12 protein-coding genes and 1 rRNA gene are annotated in these 17,045 nt (G+C 72.0%); 8 read left to right on the top strand and 5 right to left on the bottom strand.

Annotated features, from left to right (window positions below):
- The first annotated feature begins 6 nt into the window (after positions 1-6).
- Positions 7-123: ribosomal RNA gene (gene rrf, locus KS423_RS17440) — 5S ribosomal RNA — on the top strand.
- A 151-nt stretch (positions 124-274) separates the two neighbouring features.
- On the opposite strand, the gene KS423_RS17435 is transcribed toward rrf, so the two are convergent.
- Positions 275-1,087, bottom strand: coding sequence for an anti-sigma factor (locus KS423_RS17435; protein ID WP_224280325.1), 813 nt, complete (start codon positions 1,085-1,087; stop codon positions 275-277).
- 7 nt (positions 1,088-1,094) lie between these two features.
- A complete protein-coding gene (locus tag KS423_RS17430; protein ID WP_224280317.1) occupies positions 1,095-1,697 on the bottom strand; it encodes a sigma-70 family RNA polymerase sigma factor in 603 nt (200 codons plus the stop codon).
- 440 nt (positions 1,698-2,137) lie between these two features.
- On the opposite strand from KS423_RS17430, the gene KS423_RS17425 reads away from it, so the two are divergent.
- From KS423_RS17425 to KS423_RS17400, 6 genes are all read left to right on the top strand, one after another.
- Positions 2,138-3,421: a vanadium-dependent haloperoxidase gene (locus tag KS423_RS17425; RefSeq protein ID WP_224280315.1), complete on the top strand. Its 1,284-nt coding sequence runs from the start codon at positions 2,138-2,140 to the stop codon at positions 3,419-3,421.
- Between the two features lie 443 nt (positions 3,422-3,864).
- Positions 3,865-6,000: a SpoIIE family protein phosphatase gene (locus KS423_RS17420; protein ID WP_224280313.1), complete on the top strand. Its 2,136-nt coding sequence runs from the start codon at positions 3,865-3,867 to the stop codon at positions 5,998-6,000.
- Positions 6,001-6,207: 207 nt separating this feature from the next.
- On the top strand, positions 6,208-8,868 hold the full coding sequence (locus KS423_RS17415) for a SpoIIE family protein phosphatase/ATP-binding protein (RefSeq protein ID WP_224280305.1): 2,661 nt from the start codon (positions 6,208-6,210) through the stop codon (positions 8,866-8,868).
- A 181-nt stretch (positions 8,869-9,049) separates the two neighbouring features.
- Positions 9,050-10,195: a hypothetical protein gene (locus KS423_RS17410; protein WP_224280296.1), complete on the top strand. Its 1,146-nt coding sequence runs from the start codon at positions 9,050-9,052 to the stop codon at positions 10,193-10,195.
- Between the two features lie 83 nt (positions 10,196-10,278).
- Positions 10,279-10,590 (top strand): hypothetical protein, encoded by a 312-nt coding sequence (locus KS423_RS17405; protein ID WP_224280295.1) that lies wholly within the window; start codon positions 10,279-10,281, stop codon positions 10,588-10,590.
- Positions 10,591-10,763: 173 nt separating this feature from the next.
- A complete protein-coding gene (locus KS423_RS17400) occupies positions 10,764-12,824 on the top strand; it encodes a phosphocholine-specific phospholipase C (RefSeq protein ID WP_224280293.1) in 2,061 nt (686 codons plus the stop codon).
- A gap of 98 nt (positions 12,825-12,922) precedes the next feature.
- Here KS423_RS17400 and KS423_RS17395 read toward each other — a convergent pair whose 3' ends face one another.
- The 3 genes from KS423_RS17395 to KS423_RS17385 are packed head-to-tail and all read right to left on the bottom strand — an operon-like array spanning position 12,923 to position 16,567.
- Positions 12,923-14,632, bottom strand: coding sequence for an urease subunit alpha (locus KS423_RS17395; protein ID WP_224280291.1), 1,710 nt, complete (start codon positions 14,630-14,632; stop codon positions 12,923-12,925).
- The gene (gene ureA, locus KS423_RS17390) at positions 14,629-15,336 is read right to left on the bottom strand and encodes an urease subunit gamma (protein ID WP_224280289.1); all 708 of its coding nucleotides are present in this window, start codon (positions 15,334-15,336) and stop codon (positions 14,629-14,631) included. Before ureA ends, KS423_RS17395 begins: the two co-directional genes overlap by 4 nt.
- Positions 15,337-15,373: 37 nt before the next feature.
- The gene (locus KS423_RS17385; protein ID WP_224280287.1) at positions 15,374-16,567 is read right to left on the bottom strand and encodes an agmatine/peptidylarginine deiminase; all 1,194 of its coding nucleotides are present in this window, start codon (positions 16,565-16,567) and stop codon (positions 15,374-15,376) included.
- A 264-nt stretch (positions 16,568-16,831) separates the two neighbouring features.
- Between KS423_RS17385 and tatA the strand changes: the two genes are divergently transcribed.
- The coding region (gene tatA, locus KS423_RS17380; RefSeq protein WP_224280285.1) for a Sec-independent protein translocase subunit TatA at positions 16,832-17,045 on the top strand (214 nt) is incomplete at its 3' end.

Here is a 17,045-nt window from a genome sequence, read left to right as displayed (position 1 = left end):
TAGTGTTTCGGTGGTCATAGCGTGAGGGAAACGCCCGGTTACATTCCGAACCCGGAAGCTAAGCCTTACAGCGCCGATGGTACTGCAGGGGGGACCCTGTGGGAGAGTAGGACGCCGCCGAACAATTCTTCAGAAAGAACCCCCATCCGGGACCCGGATGGGGGTTCTTCGCGTTTACCGGTCGGTTGTGGAGTCGAGCATGAGTCTCTATTCCACCGCTACATCACCCGATTACGGGACAGGCCTGCCATGAGGTGCCGACCGGGTCGGGGCGTCACGCCGGGACGGTGAGCAGCCTCTGGCCGTTGCCGGCGTAGATGTCGAAGTGACTGATCATTCCTGGGGACATGGGTACGGTCCCGGAAATCTTGGCGCCGCCTGGGTACTCGCCGGCCTGCCAGGTGGCGGCGGTCGCTGTGGTGCCCGTGATCCCGACCGCTTGCAGGCTGCATGTGACCCCGGCGGGCGCTCCCTTCGCCGAGACCTGCAGGGCGCTGCCCCAGGCAGCGGGCGAGACCTCAACCGAGGCGGACACGCCGGTGGTGGGGTCGGTTCCGGAGAAAGTGCGGACCGGGGCCGGTGACGTCGGTGCGGGCTGTGCCACCTGGCTGCTCGTGGACGCGACGGTAGCCAGCCACGTACCGCCCGACGCTGCCGCAGCGATGAGCGTCGCGGCGGCTGCGACCCCGACCAGTTGCCTCCGCACGGCGGTGCGACGTCGGAACGCGGCCTGCTGGAGCAGCCGGTCGAGCCGGCTCGGCTCGGTTCGCTGCGGTACGCCCGGCGCGGCAGCGGCCGCAGGCTCCGGCTGCGCTCGCTCGCGTGCGGCGGCCCGCTGTACCAACCGGTCGGCCAGTTCCTCGCTGGGCACGGGCAGTGCCTCGCCTGCGGCCTCGGCCTCGCTGACCCTCGCGAGTAGCGAGGGCAGTCCCGCCAGTTCGGCATGCTCGGCCTGGCACTCGGCGCATTCTGTGAGGTGGGCGCGGACCTGTTCCGTCTCTGCCGGGGACAGCGTTCCCAGCACGTATCCGCCCAGGGACCACCGGATGGCGTCATGGTCGCCGTTCATGGTCCGCACCTCCTCCACGACGCTGTCACGGCTCGATGCCTCGTTCCTGCAGCGCCAGCCGCAGCGCCTTCAAGGCGTAGTACGTGCGCGACTTCACGGTGCCCACCGGAATGCCGAGCACCTCCGCGGCCTCGACCATCGTCCGGCCTCTGTAGTACGTCTCCAGAAGCACGGCCCGGTGTTCCGGGGAGAGGGTCCGGATGGCCTCGGCCACCGCCCAGCTTTGCAGCGTCTGCTCGATTTCGTCCTCTCCGGGCGTCCGTTCCGCGTGCCGTTCCAGCGCCTCCCCGTCGACCTCGGTCGGTCTGGCCCGGCGGGCCCGCTGGGCGTCGATGACCAGGTTCCGGGCGACCGTGCACAGCCACGCCCGGGCCGGTCCGCGCTCGGGGTCGAACGCCGCCGGGTGCTGCCAGGCCCGCAGCAGTGTTTCCTGCACGACATCCTCGGCCCATTGCCAGTCTCCTGAGGTCAGTCGCAGGACGAAGTGAAGCAGCGGCCCGGCGTGCTCCGCGTACAGCGTGCGGAGTAGTTCCTCGTCCGCGCGGGAGATGGTCCCCGTACCAGAGACACGGTTCCCGGAGCGATCCGGCTCACTCGATGGACCGCGATTCCGAAGACTCCACGGCATAAATCGATCATCGCATATGCCGCTAATCCATGAAATCTCGCAAAAGGTGCTTACGCACCGAACCGTACGGCCCTCCGCACCCGTGGAACCTGACGAACGCCGATCCTCGGAATCCCCTCCTTCCCCCCATCCCGCAAGGAGTGAGCCGAGATGACCGGGATGGTTCCACCGCCCCTCGGGGTACGTTCCTCCGTCACGAACAGCGACTGCGCCGTCGCAACCGGCGCTGCCCGCGGGCAGCTACCGGCGAACACACCAAGCGAATGACCGGCCCACACCCGCGTCCACCGCGGGCTGACAAGCAAAGAGCACACACCCACACCCATGTACCTGTACTCCCTGGTCCGGGTCCGCAGCGGCCCACGTGATGCACCCGAGTGGTCCAAGCGTTACGGCCACCTGTTGCCACGGCCCGCCACCAGCGAGAAGGAGCCACCGAAATGTGTGGAAAGCAGAAGACACTCGCCGTCCTGACCGGGACCGTGCTGGCGGCCGGACTCACCAGCCCGGCCTTCGGTTCCACCACCATCGACGCCCTGTCACCGACCACGAGCACCGCCGCCAACGCGTCCGGGACGTCGGTCGTGGCATGGAACCGCGCGCTCATCACCATCCTGGGCGACCCGAAAGCCCAACCACCCACCGTCCAGCCCACGCGCAGCTTCGCGCTCCTCCAGGCCGCCGAGTACGACGCGGTGGTGTCGATCACCCGGGCGGACCCCCCGTACGTGTTCTCGGTGTCGGCACCTCAGGGCGCACGTGCGGACGTCGCAGCGGACCAGGCGGCGCACGATGTGCTGGTCGCCCTGTACCCCACCAAGCGGGCAGGCACGGACCGGCAGCTGAGCAGCCAGTTGTCCGCGATCGCCGACGGCGCGGGTAAGCAGGCGGGCATCGGCGTGGGAGCAGCGGTCGCGCGCCAACTGATCAGTCTGCGCTCCGATGACGGGTCCTCGACCAAGTCGCCGCAGTTCACTCCCGGCGGCCTGCCCGGCGACTACCGGCGCACGCCGCCCGACTTCCCCACGCCGGCTTTCACCAACTGGGGCTCGGTCAAGCCGTTCGTGCTGACGAGCGGAAGCCAGTTCCGCCCGGCAGCGCCGCCGGCCGTGGGCTCCGCCGAGTACGCCGCCGCCTTGAACGAGGTCAAGGGCCTGGGGAGCAAGACCAGTACCACCCGCACTCCCGATCAGACCGCGGCCGCGAGGTTCTGGGCGGCGGCGCCCGTCTGGAACGTGTGGAACCAGGTCGCGCAGGGTCTTGTCACCTCCGAGAACGCGAGCCTGGAACAGGCGGTGAAGGTCTTCGCCCGGCTCGACCTGTCCCTCGCCGACACCGCGATCGCGATGTACGACGCCAAGTACGCCTACCACGTGTGGCGGCCCGTGACCGCGATCCGGCTCGGCGACTCGCACGACAACCCGGGCATCGTGGGCGATCCCGGCTGGACCCCGCTGCTGCCGACCGCCCCGGACCCGTCCTACCCCGGCGCTCACGGCGCTCTCAGCCAGGCGGCGGCGACGACGCTCGCCGGACTCTACGGTGCGCAGCACCGGTTCACGGTGACCTCGAAGGGCGTCACCCGAGCCTTCGACGGCTTCCAGGACGCCGCCACCGAAGCCTGGCTCAGCAGGGTCTGGTCCGGTCAGCACACCTCCATCGACAACCGGGCCGGCCAGCAACTCGGCACGCAGGTGGCCGAGTTCGTGGCGCACGACCTCTGACCGTCCGCGCGGTGCCAGGGCGCCGGGACCAGGAGCCGGCTGCACCCGACACGTCGGGTGCAGCCGGCCTCATGTGGGGGCCTGGAGAGGCGTCGGGTGGCCGAGCCGAGGTAGGGAGCCGTGGGTGGGGGGGACGAGCAGCGGACCGTTCGGAAGCCCCGGGTCCCGGGGACGTGACCGAGGGGCGCCTCGGGGGCGGCGCGCTGGAGGCTGCGATTCAGGACCGTGCAGCAGGTCGCGGACGCCTCGACCTGAAGTTCGGCACCGATCACACCGGGCAGGGCCGGCTCGCTGCGTTCGCGCGGAGCAGCCGGGGCCGAGCGGCGGCGCGCCGAGCTCGGTGCCCGCGACGTCGGCGGACGCGACGGGACGTTCGGTGCCGGCCGAGCCACTATGGGAGGAGGCTCACGGGCTCACTGGTCGGGTCGAATGGGGTGCTTGTGATGGGCGTGCTGTGGCATCCGTCGCCGAGGCCCGGACTCGAGGCCGCCGAGGCGCCGGCCGGGCGCGGTCTGGACGAGGCGGCGCGGATCCTGCGATCGGCGCCGGCCCGGCTCGACGCGTACCTCGGCGGCCTCTACCTGCTGTCGGAGGACCGGCAGGTGCTCGAACTGGCCGTGACACTGGGGGCCGCCCGGCAGTTCACCAGGCCGTGGCAGCGCGTCGGCATGACCGCACCGGTACCGGTGGCCGAAGCGGCGCGCAGTGGCCGGGTCGTCTGGGTGGCCGGCTCGGACGACATGGCGCGCAGGTACCCGAGGGTCGCGCTCGCCATGCCGTACGCGTTCTGCCTCGCGGCCGCTCCGCTCGTTGCGCGAGGGACCACGTACGGGGTCGTCTTCGTGTTCTGGCCCGCCGCGCATCCCCCCGAAATGTCGCACGGCGAACGGGACCGGTTCGACGCCTTCGCCGCGAGCCTGGCCGAGGTGCTGGCGGAGGCGGCCCGGGCAGGCCGTCCGGTCCGGGCCGGCCCGCGCCCCGAGGTGGCGGAGCGCGGTTCCGCCGCCCCCCTCGCCGCGATGGCGGAACGGCTTCCGGAGGGCATCTGCGGCATCGATCTGGACGGCAGGCTGGCCGTGGTCACACCGGCCGCCGCCGAGCTGCTGGGCGAGCCGGTCGAGCGGCTGCTGGGCGTACGGCCGTGGGCGGCCCTGTCGTGGCTGCGGGATCCGGTGTTCGAGTACCACTACCGGACCGCGGTGATCAGCGGGCAGTCCATTTCCTTCGTCGCGTTGCGGCCGCCGAACCGGTGGCTGTCGTTCGAGTTCTTCCCGGACCCGTCCGGACTGACCGCGCGAATCGTCTCCGCCGACGCCGCCCGCCGCGACGGGCCCACCGGAACGCCGTCCGACCGGGCGGCGCACACGCGGCCCGGAGCGCTGTACCACCTCCTCCACTTGGCCGGCGCGCTGACCGAGGCCGTCAGCGTGCAGGACGTGGTGAGCATGGTCTCCGACCAGATCGTGCCGGCGTTCGGCGGTCAAGCCGTGGCGGTGCTGATGGCCGAAGGGGGCCGACTGCGCATCGTGGGCCATCGCGGCTACCCACCCGGCCTGGTCGACCAGTTCGACGGCACCCCGCTGACCGCGCCCACGCCCGGTGTCCGGGCGTCCACCAACCCTGTGCCGACGTACTTCGAGAGCCGTGCGGAGTTGGAGCGGCTCTACCCGGGCCGACCCGAGACGCAGGACGGGATGGCCGCCTGGGCCTATCTGCCGCTGGTGACCTCGGGCAGGCTGATCGGCACCTGCGTCCTGGCCTTCGCCGAGCCGCACCACTTCGATCTCGAGGAACGGGCCGTCCTCACCTCGCTCGGCGGACTGATCGCCCAGGCCCTGGACCGTGCCCGGCTGTACGACACCAAGCTCGGCCTCGCCCACGGCCTCCAGGAAAGCCTGCTGCCCCGTGCGCTGCCGGACGTCCCGAGCCTGGAGGTCAGCGCCCGCTACCTGCCGTGTACCGAGGGAATGGACGTCGGAGGCGACTTCTACGACCTCATCCGGGTCGGGCCCGACACGGTGGCCGTCGTGATCGGCGACGTCCAGGGCCACAACGTCAACGCCGCCGCGCTGATGGGCCAGGTCCGCACCGCCGTCCGTGCTTTCGCCGCGGCCGATGCCGATCCGAGCACCGTGCTGTCCCGCACCAACCGCCTGGTGGCCGACCTGGACACGGCCTTGCTGGCCAGCTGCGTCTACCTGCGCGTCGACCTCGCCCGGCGCGAGGCCTGGCTGGCCGATGCCGGCCACCCGGTGCCCCTGCGGTACGGCCCGGACGGCAGGGCGGACGCACTGGAGCCGCTCGTCGGCATGGTGTTGAACGTCGACCCCGCCGCCGACTATCCGCAGATCCGCGTCGACCTGCCGGTCGGCACCACTCTGGTCCTGTACACCGACGGCCTCGTCGACACCCCCGGTGCGGACCCCGACCAGGCGCTGGCCGATCTCACCGCCACGCTGGCCCGCCACGGCGGCGAACCGCTCGACCGGCTGGCCGATGCGCTCGTCGATCGGGCCGGGCACGGAGAGTACCGCACCGACGATGTCGCGCTGCTGCTGATCCGGTCCGTCCCCCGGTGAGCCGGGACGGGGCGGGGCCGCTTCCGAGGGCCGACGGGCATGGCGCACGCGGGTATGTCGCAGAGCGTGCCAGAGAGGGGTCCCCCGTGTGCTGTGTCCCGCTCGTGCCCGGGGCGGGACCATAGGTGTATGGCGAAAGACACGGGCCCCCCTCCCCGGGCTCCGGGCAGAGCGGCTGGTCGCAGTGGGCAGCGGCATCCACGCCCGATGCCGCGGGAGCCGTCGGTGCGGCGTCTGCGGTCGGTGACGAGCATCCGCAGCGTCGCCGGCCAGATGTTCCTCATGCAGGTGTTCATCGTGCTGCTGCTCGTGGTGGCGGCGGTCGTCGCGCTGCTGGTCCAGTCCCGCAGTGACCGGTACGCGGCCGCGCGCGACCGATCGCTCGCCGCGGCCGAGGCGTTCGCCCACGGCCCCGGCCTGGTGGCGACGATGCAGGGCCCCGATCCCAGCGCGGTGCTCCAGCCGCTGACCGAAGCGGCCCGGAAGGGCGCCCAGGTCGACTTCATCGTGGTGGCCGACCGGAACGGCATCCGGTACACCCACCCCGAGCCGGAGCAGATCGGCAAGAAGTTCGTCGGCACCATCGAGCCGTCGCTGCACGGGCTGGTCACCGTCGAGCGGGTGCACGGCCCGCTCGGCCCGGAGTACCAGGTGGTGGTTCCGGTGGAGGACACCCACGGCGGGGTCGTTGGCATCGTGTCCGCCGGGATGAAGGTCGCCAACGTGAGCAGCGCGATCAACCGCCAGCTGCCGGTCGTCCTGGGCGCCGGCGCCGTCGCGCTCGGCCTGGCCACGGCCGGAACGGCGCTGGTGGGCAGGCGTCTCCTGCGGCAGACCCGCGGCTTGGGGCCGGAGGAGATGACCAGGATGTACGAGCACCACGACGCGGTGCTGCACGCGGTGCGCGAGGGCGTGGCCATCGTCGGCGGCGACGGCCGGGTCCTGCTCGCCAACGACGAGGCGCGCCGGCTGCTGGACCTTCCTCCCGACGCGGAGGGGCGCGCTGTCACCGACCTCGGCCTCGACCCCCGTACGACCGAGCTGCTGCTCTCCGACAGCGCGGTCACCGACCAGGTGCTCCCCGTCGGCGACCGCCTGCTGGCCGTCAACAACCGTCCCACCGGCAGCGGGGGAGGCCCGCCCGGCAGCGTCACCACCCTGCGCGACTCCACCGAGCTGCGCGCCCTCGCGGGGAAGGCCGAGGTCGCCCGCGGTCGGCTCAGGCTGCTCTACGACGCGAGCATGGCCATCGGCACCACGCTGGACGTCCAGCGCACCGTGAAGGAACTCGCCGACGTGGCCTCCCGGGACTTCTGCGACTACGCCACCGTCGACCTCGCCGAAGAGGTCCTGCGCGGCGAGGAACCGCAGCCCCTGGCGGTCGGTGCCGGGGTGGAGCTGCGGCGGGTGGCACTCACGGGCATCCGGGACGATTCGCCGCTGTACCCCGAGGGCAAGCTGGTCCGGTGGGCGGGGACGACCCCGCAGGCGGCGGGCTTCGTCAGCGGGCGGTCCGCGCTGGTCCCCGAGCTGGCGACCGACGTCGGGTGGCGCACGCAGGATGTCGAGCGCACGCAGGCGGTGCTGGAATTCGGCCTGGCGTCGCTGATCACCGTTCCGCTGACGGCGCGGGGCGTGCTGATGGGCATCGCCTGCTTCTGGCGCGGCCGGAACAGGGGCCCGTTCGAGGACGAGGACCTGTCCGTGGCCGAGGAGCTGGCCGCCCGGGCCGCCGTGTCCGTCGACAACGCCCGCCGCTTCACGCGTGAGCACACGATGGCCGTCACCCTGCAGCACAGCCTGTTGCCGCGCGCGTTGCCCGAGCAGAGCGCCGTCGAGGTCGCCTACCGCTACCTGCCCGCCCAGGCCGGGGTCGGCGGCGACTGGTTCGACGTCATCCCGCTGCCGGGTGCCCGGGTCGCGCTCGTCGTCGGCGACGTGGTCGGCCACGGCATGCACGCGGCCGCGACCATGGGCCGCCTGCGCACCGCCGTCCAGAACTTCTCCACGCTCGACCTGCCGCCGGACGAGCTCCTCGGACACCTGGACGAACTGGTCGCCCACATCGACCAGGAGGCGGCCGCAGCCGTGGGTGAGCTCTCGATCACCGGTGCCACGTGCCTCTACGCGATCTACGACCCCACCACCGCCACCTGTGCGCTGGCCCGGGCGGGCCATCCCCCGCCCGCCCTCGTCCACCCGGACGGCGCCGTGGAACTCCTCGTCCTCCCCGCCGGTCCGCCGCTCGGCGTGGGCGGGATGCCCTTCGAAGCCACGCAGGTGCGACTGTCGCCGGGAAGCAGCCTGATCCTCTACACCGACGGCCTCGTCGAGGACCGCACCCGCGACATCGGCGTCGGCCTGGACACCCTCACGGCCGTCCTGGCCCGCCCCGACCGATCGCCTCAGGAGGTCTGCGAAGCCGTGCTCGACGTCCTGCTGCCCGACCGGCAGACCGACGACATCGCCCTCCTCGTCGCTCGGACCCGCGTGCTGGAGCCCGATCGGATCGCGGAGTGGGAGGTGGCCTCGACTCCGGAGGCCGTGGCCCAGGCCCGTGCCGAGGCCACCCGACGGCTCGCCGAGTGGGGTCTTGACGAGGCCGCCTTCGTCACCGAGCTGGTGCTCAGCGAACTGGTGACCAATGCCATCCGCTACGGGACCGGACCGATCGGGGTACGGCTGCTGTACGAGCGCACGCTGATCTGCGAGGTCTCCGACACCAGCAGCACCGCCCCGCACCTGCGCTACGCGGTCGCGGAGGACGAAGGCGGCCGCGGCCTGTTCCTCGTCGCCCAGCTCACCGAACGCTGGGGAGTCCGCTACACCCCCGAGGGCAAGATCATCTGGGCCGAGCAGTTCCTGTGACCGGGCGTCCGGGCGCCCGGACGAACGGGGAACCGTCCCCAGGCCCACCCTTGGCGGAACCCACCGCGCGCCTGGACCAGGGGGGAGCTAACGTTGCGTAGCGGGGGAGAACTCTGTGTGACTATCGCGGGTCGAGGTCGTCGAGCCTCGGGGCCCCGGGCCGCCCTTCAGGAGGCAGTGCATGAGATTCCAGGTATGTTCGAGCGCGCTGGCGACCGCCGTGCTCACCGTCGGCCTGACCGGCGCCGCGACCCCGGCTGGGGCGGCGGACCATACGCCGTTCCTCGACCGCCTGCACACGGTGTCCAGGGTCGGGTCCACCGTTCCGGCGAACGGCGACCTGAACCCGTACGGCACGTTCGTGATCCGAGAAAGCGTCGGTGACCTGCACCGGGGCAACATCCTGGTCAGCAACTTCAACAACTCGGTGCCCCCGTCCGGCGAACAGGGCAGGGGCACCACGCTCGTCCAGCTCACCCCGGGCGGCCAGACGACCACGTTCGCCACGATCGATCCGAACAACCTGCCGGGCCCCTGCCCGGGTGGGGTCGGACTGACCACGGCGCTGACCGTCCTGCCCGGCGGCTGGGTCGTGGTCGGCAGCCTTCCGACCGCGGACGGCACCTCGGCCACGGCCCAGGCCGGCTGCCTGTTGGTGCTGGACAGCCACGGGACGGTGCGCGAGACGATCGCGGGTGACGGCATCAACGGCCCGTGGGACATGACCGCGGTCAGCTCCGAGCGGCGCGGCGGCTCCGAGCGGCGGAGCGAGCTGTTCGTGACCAACGTGCTCAACGGCACGGTGGCCGCCGGAGGTGCGGAGGTCGACGAGGGCACCGTGCTGCGGATCACCCTGAGCTCCGAGGGGGACGGGCCGCCGAAGCGGGTGGCCACCACCGAGATCGCGTGCGGCTTCCCCGAGCGGACGGACCCGGACGCCCTGGTGGTCGGACCGACCGGCGTGGCCCTGGACAAGGACGGAACGCTCTTCGTGGCCGACACCGTCCGCAGTCGGATCACCGCCATCCCCCGCGCTCTGACCCGCCACGACAGTGACGGTATCGGGAAGGTCATCAGCGAGGGCGGCAGTCTCAACGGCCCGCTCGGGATGGCCCTCGCGCCCGGGGGCGACATCCTGACGGTCAACGGCGGGGACGGGAACATCGTCGAGACCACCGAGCGCGGCCGGCAGGTGGCGGTCAAGCAGATCAACTCCGAGGGCAATCCGCCCGGTGCCGGTGCGCTCTTCGGCCTCGCGGTGGACCTGGACGGCGACGCGGTCTACTTCGTCAACAACGCCGACAACGAACTCGACGTTCTGCACTGAGACCTGAGCGCCATGCCCGAGGAGTAGGGGCCTCCCGGGCCGCAGGACGCCCTCCTGCGGCCGGGTGGCGCCCGGGTGCGGGCGTGGGGATAGCCGCGCTGCCGGCTGCGGTGACCCCCACGCCCGGCATTGTCGTACCGGGACCCGCCACACCGCTGCCGCCGGTGGTCCACCAGTCCCCGGACCAGGCGCGCGCGGTGATGTGCTCGGACAGGGCCAACCCGCCGGCCGGTGCCGACTTCCCGGCTCAGGCGGCCCTTGCCCTTGCCCTCGCCCGCTCCCGCTCCGGCGAGGCCGGCCCGTACGTTGCCCGGACCGGCGAGCGCTGCGCCGACCGGCCGGTCCGGGACCGCACGACCGACTCCCTCGAATCCGATCTCGCCGACGACTCCTGAGCGGAGCCGTCGGCCGACCCGTCGCCATGGGTGGCGCATCTTGTCCGTACAACTCGATGCGTTCGTCTGCCGTATGGCGGGCAGTCATGAATGGGCCGCCGGACGGTCCCCCGGACACGCTGTCCTTGGGGGCGCCGTCCTCCACTTCCTGACATGCAGAGGTCAACCCACCCATGGCAGAGCTGAACCGCCGCCGATTCCTCCAACTCGCGGGCGCGACCGCCGCGTTCTCGTCGCTGTCGCAGAGCATCGCCCGAGCCTCGTCCATCGCCCCGCTGGGGAGCACCGGCACCCTCCAGGACGTCGAGCACATCGTCGTGCTGATGCAGGAGAACCGTTCGTTCGACCACTACTTCGGGTCGCTGAAGGGTGTCCGCGGCTTCGGCGACCCCCGCCCGGTGACCCTGCCGAGCGGCAAGCCGGTGTGGCACCAGACGGACGGCCTCAAGCGGGAGGTGCTGCCGTTCCGGCCTCAGGCCAGCGATCTCGGGATGCAGTTCATCCAGGACCTCAACCACGACTGGGCCGGTGGTCACAAGGCGTTCAACAACGGCAAGTACGATCAGTGGGTACCCGCGAAGACGGCCACCACAATGGCCTACCTGACCCGCGATGACATCCCGTTCCACTACGCGCTCGCCGACGCGTTCACCATCTGCGACGCCTACCACTGCTCGTTCATCGGTTCCACGGACCCGAACCGCTACTACATGTGGACGGGCTGCACCGGCAACGGCGTCACCGGCAACGGTCCGGTCCTCGGCAACCAGGAGGCCGGCTACAGCTGGACGACCTACCCCGAGCGGCTGGAGAAGGCCGGGATCTCCTGGAAGATCTACCAGGACATCGGTGACGGACTGGACGCGGCCGGTTCCTGGGGCTGGATCGGCGACGCGTACCGCGGGAACTACGGCGACAACTCGCTGCTCTACTTCGACAACTACCGCAACGCCAAGCCGGGCGACCCGCTGCACGACAAGGCCCGCACCGGCACCAACGCCAAGGCGGGCGACGGCCTGTTCGACATCCTGCGGCGCGACGTGCAGGCGGGCACGCTGCCGCGGATCTCCTGGATCGCCGCACCCGAGGCCTTCACCGAGCACCCCAACTGGCCCGCCAACTACGGTGCCTGGTACGTCTCGCAGGTGTTGGACGCGCTGACGTCCAACCCCGATGTGTGGGCCAGGACCGCGCTGTTCATCACCTACGACGAGAACGACGGCTTCTTCGACCACGTCGTGCCGCCGTTTCCGCCCTCCTCCGCCTCGCAGGGCCTGTCGACCGTCGCGACCACCGCCGACTACCACGCCGGCAGCATCGGCTACTCGGCCGGACCGTACGGTCTCGGCCAGCGGGTGCCGATGCTGGTCGTCTCGCCCTGGAGCACCGGCGGCTACACCTGCTCGGAGACCTTCGACCACACCTCGATCATCCGCTTCATGGAGCGCCGCTTCGGCGTCCGGGAACCCAACATCTCGCCCTGGCGGCGTGCGATCTGCGGCGACCTGACCTCCGCCTTCGACTTCACCACGTCGAACGCGACCCCGGCGGCGCTCCCCTCCACGGCCGCCTACCTCCCGCCGGACCGCACCCGGCACCCGGACTACGTGCCCACCCCGCCCGCCGGCGGCACCATGCCGAAGCAGGAGCCGGGCGCGAGGCCCACCCGCCCGCTGACGTACGCGCCGTACGTGGACGGTTCGGCCGACACCGCCACGGGCAAGTACCGCCTCACCTTCAGCGCGGGCGCGGCGGCGGGCGCCCAGTTCCTGGTGACCTCGGCCAACCGCACCGACGGTCCGTGGACGTACACCACGGAGGCGGGCAAGACGATCGCGGACGCCTGGAACACCACGTACTCCAAGGGCGTCACGGACCTGACCGTCCACGGCCCGAACGGCTTCCTCCGCCGCTTCCGCAACCCCGGCACGGTCGCCGGGCCCGAGGTCACCGCCCGCCACAACCCGACCACCGGCAACCTCGACCTGACCATCGCCAACCCGGCCGGCGCGGACGCCGTGATCACCCTGACCAACGCCTACGGCGGCACGCCGCAGACGCTCACCGTCCGCCGGGGTGCGACCGTCACGTGCACCGTCGACCTGAGTGCCTGCCGCAGGTGGTACGACGTGACCGTCACCGCAGGCGCGACCGCCGACTTCGTGCGCCGCCTCGCCGGCCACATCGAGACCGGCGCCCCCGGCCTCTCCGACCCGGGCATCGTCACCTACTGACGGCACACCTGCACCGCCGCCCCGGGCACGTGGGTGCCCGGGGCGGCGGTGCAGGGACGACCGTCGACAGCCGGTTGCCCGGCTGCCCGGCCGACGGGTCAGAGGAAGTAGAGGCGGTTCAGCGGGACTTCCTCGGCCGGGGAGGACTGCAGCGGGGTGCCGTCGAGGGTGACGAGGCCCTGGCGCGGGTCCACGAGGACCTCGCCGAGGCGGGTGTTGCGGACCATGTCGCGCGGGCCGATGCCACGGGTGTCGCGGACGGCGACGCGACGGCGCCGGGTGGTCATGGTGTCGTACGGGCGGGCGTGGGTGCCGGACTCGGCGGCGGCGCGGCTGGTGAAGGCGACGGAGAGGTCGGCCGGGGTGGCACCGTGGGCGCCGAACAGGGGGCCCATGACGAGGGGTTGGCAGGTTTCGGTGGCGGCGTTGGGGTCGCCGGTGACGCCGTAGGCGGGGAAGCCGGCCTTGAGGACCAGCTGGGGCTTGGCACCGAAGGAGGCGGGTTGCCACAGGACGATGTCGGCGAGCTTGCCGACCTCGATCGAGCCGACCTCGTGGGAGAGGCCGTGCGCGATGGCCGGGTTGACGGTGAGCTTGGCGATGTAGCGCAGTACGCGCTCGTTGTCGTCGTCCGGGCCGTCGCCCTCCAGCGGGCCGCGTTCGGCCTTCATCTTGCCGGCCACGGCGAAGGTGCGGCGCACCGTCTCGCCGGCCCGGCCCATGCCCTGGGCGTCGGAGGAGGTGATGCCGATGGCCCCGAGGTCGTGCAGCACGTCCTCGGCGCCCATCGTGCCGGCCCGGATGCGGTCGCGGGCCATCGCGGCGTCGCCGGGCAGATCGGTCTTGAGGCCGTGGACGGAGACGATCATGCCGTAGTGCTCGGCGACCGCGTCCCGGCCGAACGGCAGGGTGGGGTTGGTGGAGGAGCCGATGACGTTCGGCACGCCCGCCATCTTCAGCACGTTGGGGACGTGTCCGCCGCCGCAGCCCTCGATGTGGAAGGCGTGGATGGTGCGGCCGTCGAGGACGCGCAGGGTGTCCTCGACGGAGAGGCACTCGTTCAGGCCGTCGGTGTGCAGGGCCACCTGGACGTCGTACTCCTCGGCGACGGACAGTGCGGTGTCCAGTGCGCGGGTGTGCGCGCCCATGTCCTCGTGCACCTTGAAGCCGCAGGCCCCGCCCTCGGCCAGGGCTTCGACGAGCGGGGAGGGGTGGGAGGAGGAACCGCGGCCCAGGAAGCCGATGTTGACGGGCCAGGCGTCGAAGGAGTTGAAGGCGTGGCGCAGCGCCCAGGGCGAGTTGACGCCGACGCCCCAGACCGGGCCGAACTCCTGGCCGATGATGGTGGTGACGCCGGAGGCCAGCGAGGCCTCCATGATCCGCGGGGACATCAGGTGGACGTGGGTGTCGATGGCGCCGGCGGTGGCGATCAGGCCCTCGCCGGAGACGATGGCCGTCCCGGTGCCGACGACCACGTCGACACCGTCCAGGGTGTCCGGGTTGCCGGCCCGCCCGATGGCGGCGATCCGGCCCTCCCGGATGCCGATCGAGGTCTTGCGGATGCCCTGGATCGCGTCGATCACCAGGACGTTGCTGATGACGAGGTCGCAGGTGTCCCGGACGGCGGCGGCCTTGAGGTGCAGGCCGTCGCGGGCGGTCTTGCCGAAGCCGACCAGGAACTCGTCACCTGGCCGCTGGGAGTCGGATTCGACCCGGACGACCAGACCGCTGTCGCCGAGCCGGACCCGGTCCCCGGCGCGCGGGCCGTGCACGGCGGTGTACTCGGACGCTTCGGTGCTGCTGCTCACGGCTGGTTCTCCTGCTCGTCGTCGACTGCTCCGAGGTAGCCCTGCTCGGCCGCCCGGCGCAGGGCCTCCTGCCGTGTCCGCGGTGCGTCCAGCGGGCCGTCCACGAGCCCCGCGAAGCCGATCGCGACCCGCTCGCCGCCGATCGGCACCAGGCCGACCTCGACGGTGGTGCCCGGGTCGAAGCGCACCGAGGAGCCGGCCGGGACGGCCAGGTGGGTGCCGTAGGCGGCGGCACGGTCGAAGGCCAGGCGCGGATTGGCCTCGAAGAAGTGGAAGTGCGAGGTGACCGAGATCGGCACGTCCGCGGTGTTGTGCACGGCGAGGGTGTGCACGGGCTCGGTGCGGTCGCCGAGGTGGCCGGTGGGGAGCACGGCGCCGGGCGCGGCCTCGCCGAGGGTGCCGCCGCCGAACGGGTCGGCGATGACGGCGAGCCGGGTTCCGTCCTCGAACACGGCCTCGACCTGGATCTCGGTGACGAGGTCGGGGACGCCGGGCAGGACATCGGCGGAGGAGAGGACGGAGCGCCCCCGTCGGACGGCCTCGGCCAGCCGGAGGCCGTCGCGGGCGGCCTCGCAGACGGTGTCCGAGACGAGGGCGATGGCCTCGGGGACGTTGAGCCGCAGGCCGCGGGCGCGGCGGGCGCGGGCGAGTTCGGCGGCCGTGAAGATCAGTAGCCGGTCGCGTTCGGTGGGGGTCAGCTGCACAAGGGTTCCCTTCTCCCTCGGTGCGGGACGGCGGGGGTCAGCCGGCGGGCTGGTCGTGGGTGGCGCAGTGGATGCCGCCCCCGCCGCCGGCGATGGTGTCGATCTGGAGGGGGACGATCTCGCGGTCCGGGTACTGGTCCCGGAAGATCTCCTGGGCGTGGCCGTCGGCCTTGGCGTCGCCGAACTTCGGCAGGTAGACGCCCTTGTTGCCGATGTAGAAGTTCATGTACGAGGAGACGAAGGCGTCGCCGCGGCCGGTGATCCGGTCCGGGTCGGGCTGGCTGATCTCGATCACCTTGAGCTTCCGTCCGGCGGCGTCGGTGGCCTCGGCGAGGACGGCGCGGGCCTGGTCGGCGGAGCGGGACCAGACGTCCGGCGGGGTGCCGGGGAAGGCCCGGTCGAGGAGGACGACCCCGGGTGCGGCGAAACGGGCGAGGCAGTCGACGTGGGCGTCGGTGATGTCCTTGCCCTTGACGCCCGCGAGCCAGATCACCTTGGTGAGGCCCAGCACCCGCTTGAGTTCCGCCTCGACCTCGTCGCGGGTGCGGCCGGGGTTGCGGTTCTCGTTGACCACGGAGCTCTCGGTGACCAGCAGGGTGCCCTGGCCGTCGGTCTCGAAGGAGCCGCCCTCGGCGGTGATCGGGGTCTCGATCCGTTCGATCCCGTACTTCTCCAGGACCGTGCGGGCGATCCGGGCGTCGTTGGTGTGCTCCTGCTTGCCGCCCCAGCCGCTGAAGTTGAAGTCCACGCCCTGGACCTTGCCGCCCTCCTCCACGAAGACCGGGAGGGTGTCGCGGGCCCACAGGTCGTCCACCGGGACGGAGAGCAGCTCGACGCCCGGACCGCAGGCGTTGCGGGCCGAGGTCTCCTGGCCGGGGCGGACGAGCAGGACCACCGGTTCGCGCTCACCGATGGCCGTGGCCACCGAGGCGATGTCCCTGCGGACGGCCCCGAGCTGGTCGCCCCAGACGTTCTCGGAGGCGGGCCAGGCCATGAAGGTCCGTTCGTGCTTCTCCCATTCGCCGCCGAGCCGGCGTCCGCGGGCGGGGGAGGGCGCGGGGGGTGGAACGGGCGCGTCCGGGGACGGCTGCCCGGGAGCGCCGGAGGTCGGGGCCGCGGGGTCGGCGGGGTCGTCGCCGGAGGCGGCGCAGGCGCTCGCGCCGAGGGCGATCACACCGGCTCCGGCGAGGGAGCGCAGCACCGTGCGGCGGGCGAGGGGGGACTGGGACACGCTGGACTCCGGTGGGGCTGGGGGTGGTTCCGGCCCGGCGGGCGGGCCAGGCTCCTGGGGAGCGGCCCGCGTGGCGCCGGTGGGCGGCGGACGAAGAGGCCGTCCCGGGGGACGAGGTCGTCCGGCATCGCCGGAACTGAACTCTCGCATTGACTGAAAAATCAGTCAAGCTTTACGGTGGAGGCGCCCAAACCACCCCGAGACGACCGGACCGCCGCCGCGTGCGGCCCCGGTCACGACGATGAAAGGCCGGGTGAGGCGGCGATGCTGCGCAATGGTCTGGAGCCCTGGCACGTACTGGTGACGGTGGCCGTCCTGGTGCTGCTGTTCGGCTCCAGGAAGCTGCCCGAGATGGCGCGCGGACTGGGGAAGTCGATGCGCATCCTGAAGTCCGAGACGGCGGCCCTGCGGGAGGACGGGGCGCCCGCCGGTCCGTCGGCGCAGCCGTCCGACGGCCCCGCGGCGCCGTCGCCCGCCG

This window comes from Streptomyces sp. LS1784, assembly GCF_020103755.1.
In the GTDB taxonomy this organism is placed as follows: domain Bacteria; phylum Actinomycetota; class Actinomycetes; order Streptomycetales; family Streptomycetaceae; genus Kitasatospora.
Note: the sequence above shows the minus strand (reverse complement) of the source record. Positions and strands in the feature narration are given on the sequence as shown.

Excerpts from the sequence above, each read along its gene's own strand:
- KS423_RS17430 (WP_224280317.1), bottom strand. The coding sequence starts at position 1,697 with ATGCCGTGGAGTCTTCGGAATCGCGGTCCATCGAGTGAGCCGGATCGC.
- KS423_RS17425 (WP_224280315.1), top strand. The coding sequence starts at position 2,138 with ATGTGTGGAAAGCAGAAGACACTCGCCGTCCTGACCGGGACCGTGCTG.
- KS423_RS17420 (WP_224280313.1), top strand. The coding sequence starts at position 3,865 with ATGGGCGTGCTGTGGCATCCGTCGCCGAGGCCCGGACTCGAGGCCGCC.
- KS423_RS17415 (WP_224280305.1), top strand. The coding sequence starts at position 6,208 with ATGCCGCGGGAGCCGTCGGTGCGGCGTCTGCGGTCGGTGACGAGCATC.
- KS423_RS17410 (WP_224280296.1), top strand. The coding sequence starts at position 9,050 with ATGAGATTCCAGGTATGTTCGAGCGCGCTGGCGACCGCCGTGCTCACC.
- KS423_RS17400 (WP_224280293.1), top strand. The coding sequence starts at position 10,764 with ATGGCAGAGCTGAACCGCCGCCGATTCCTCCAACTCGCGGGCGCGACC.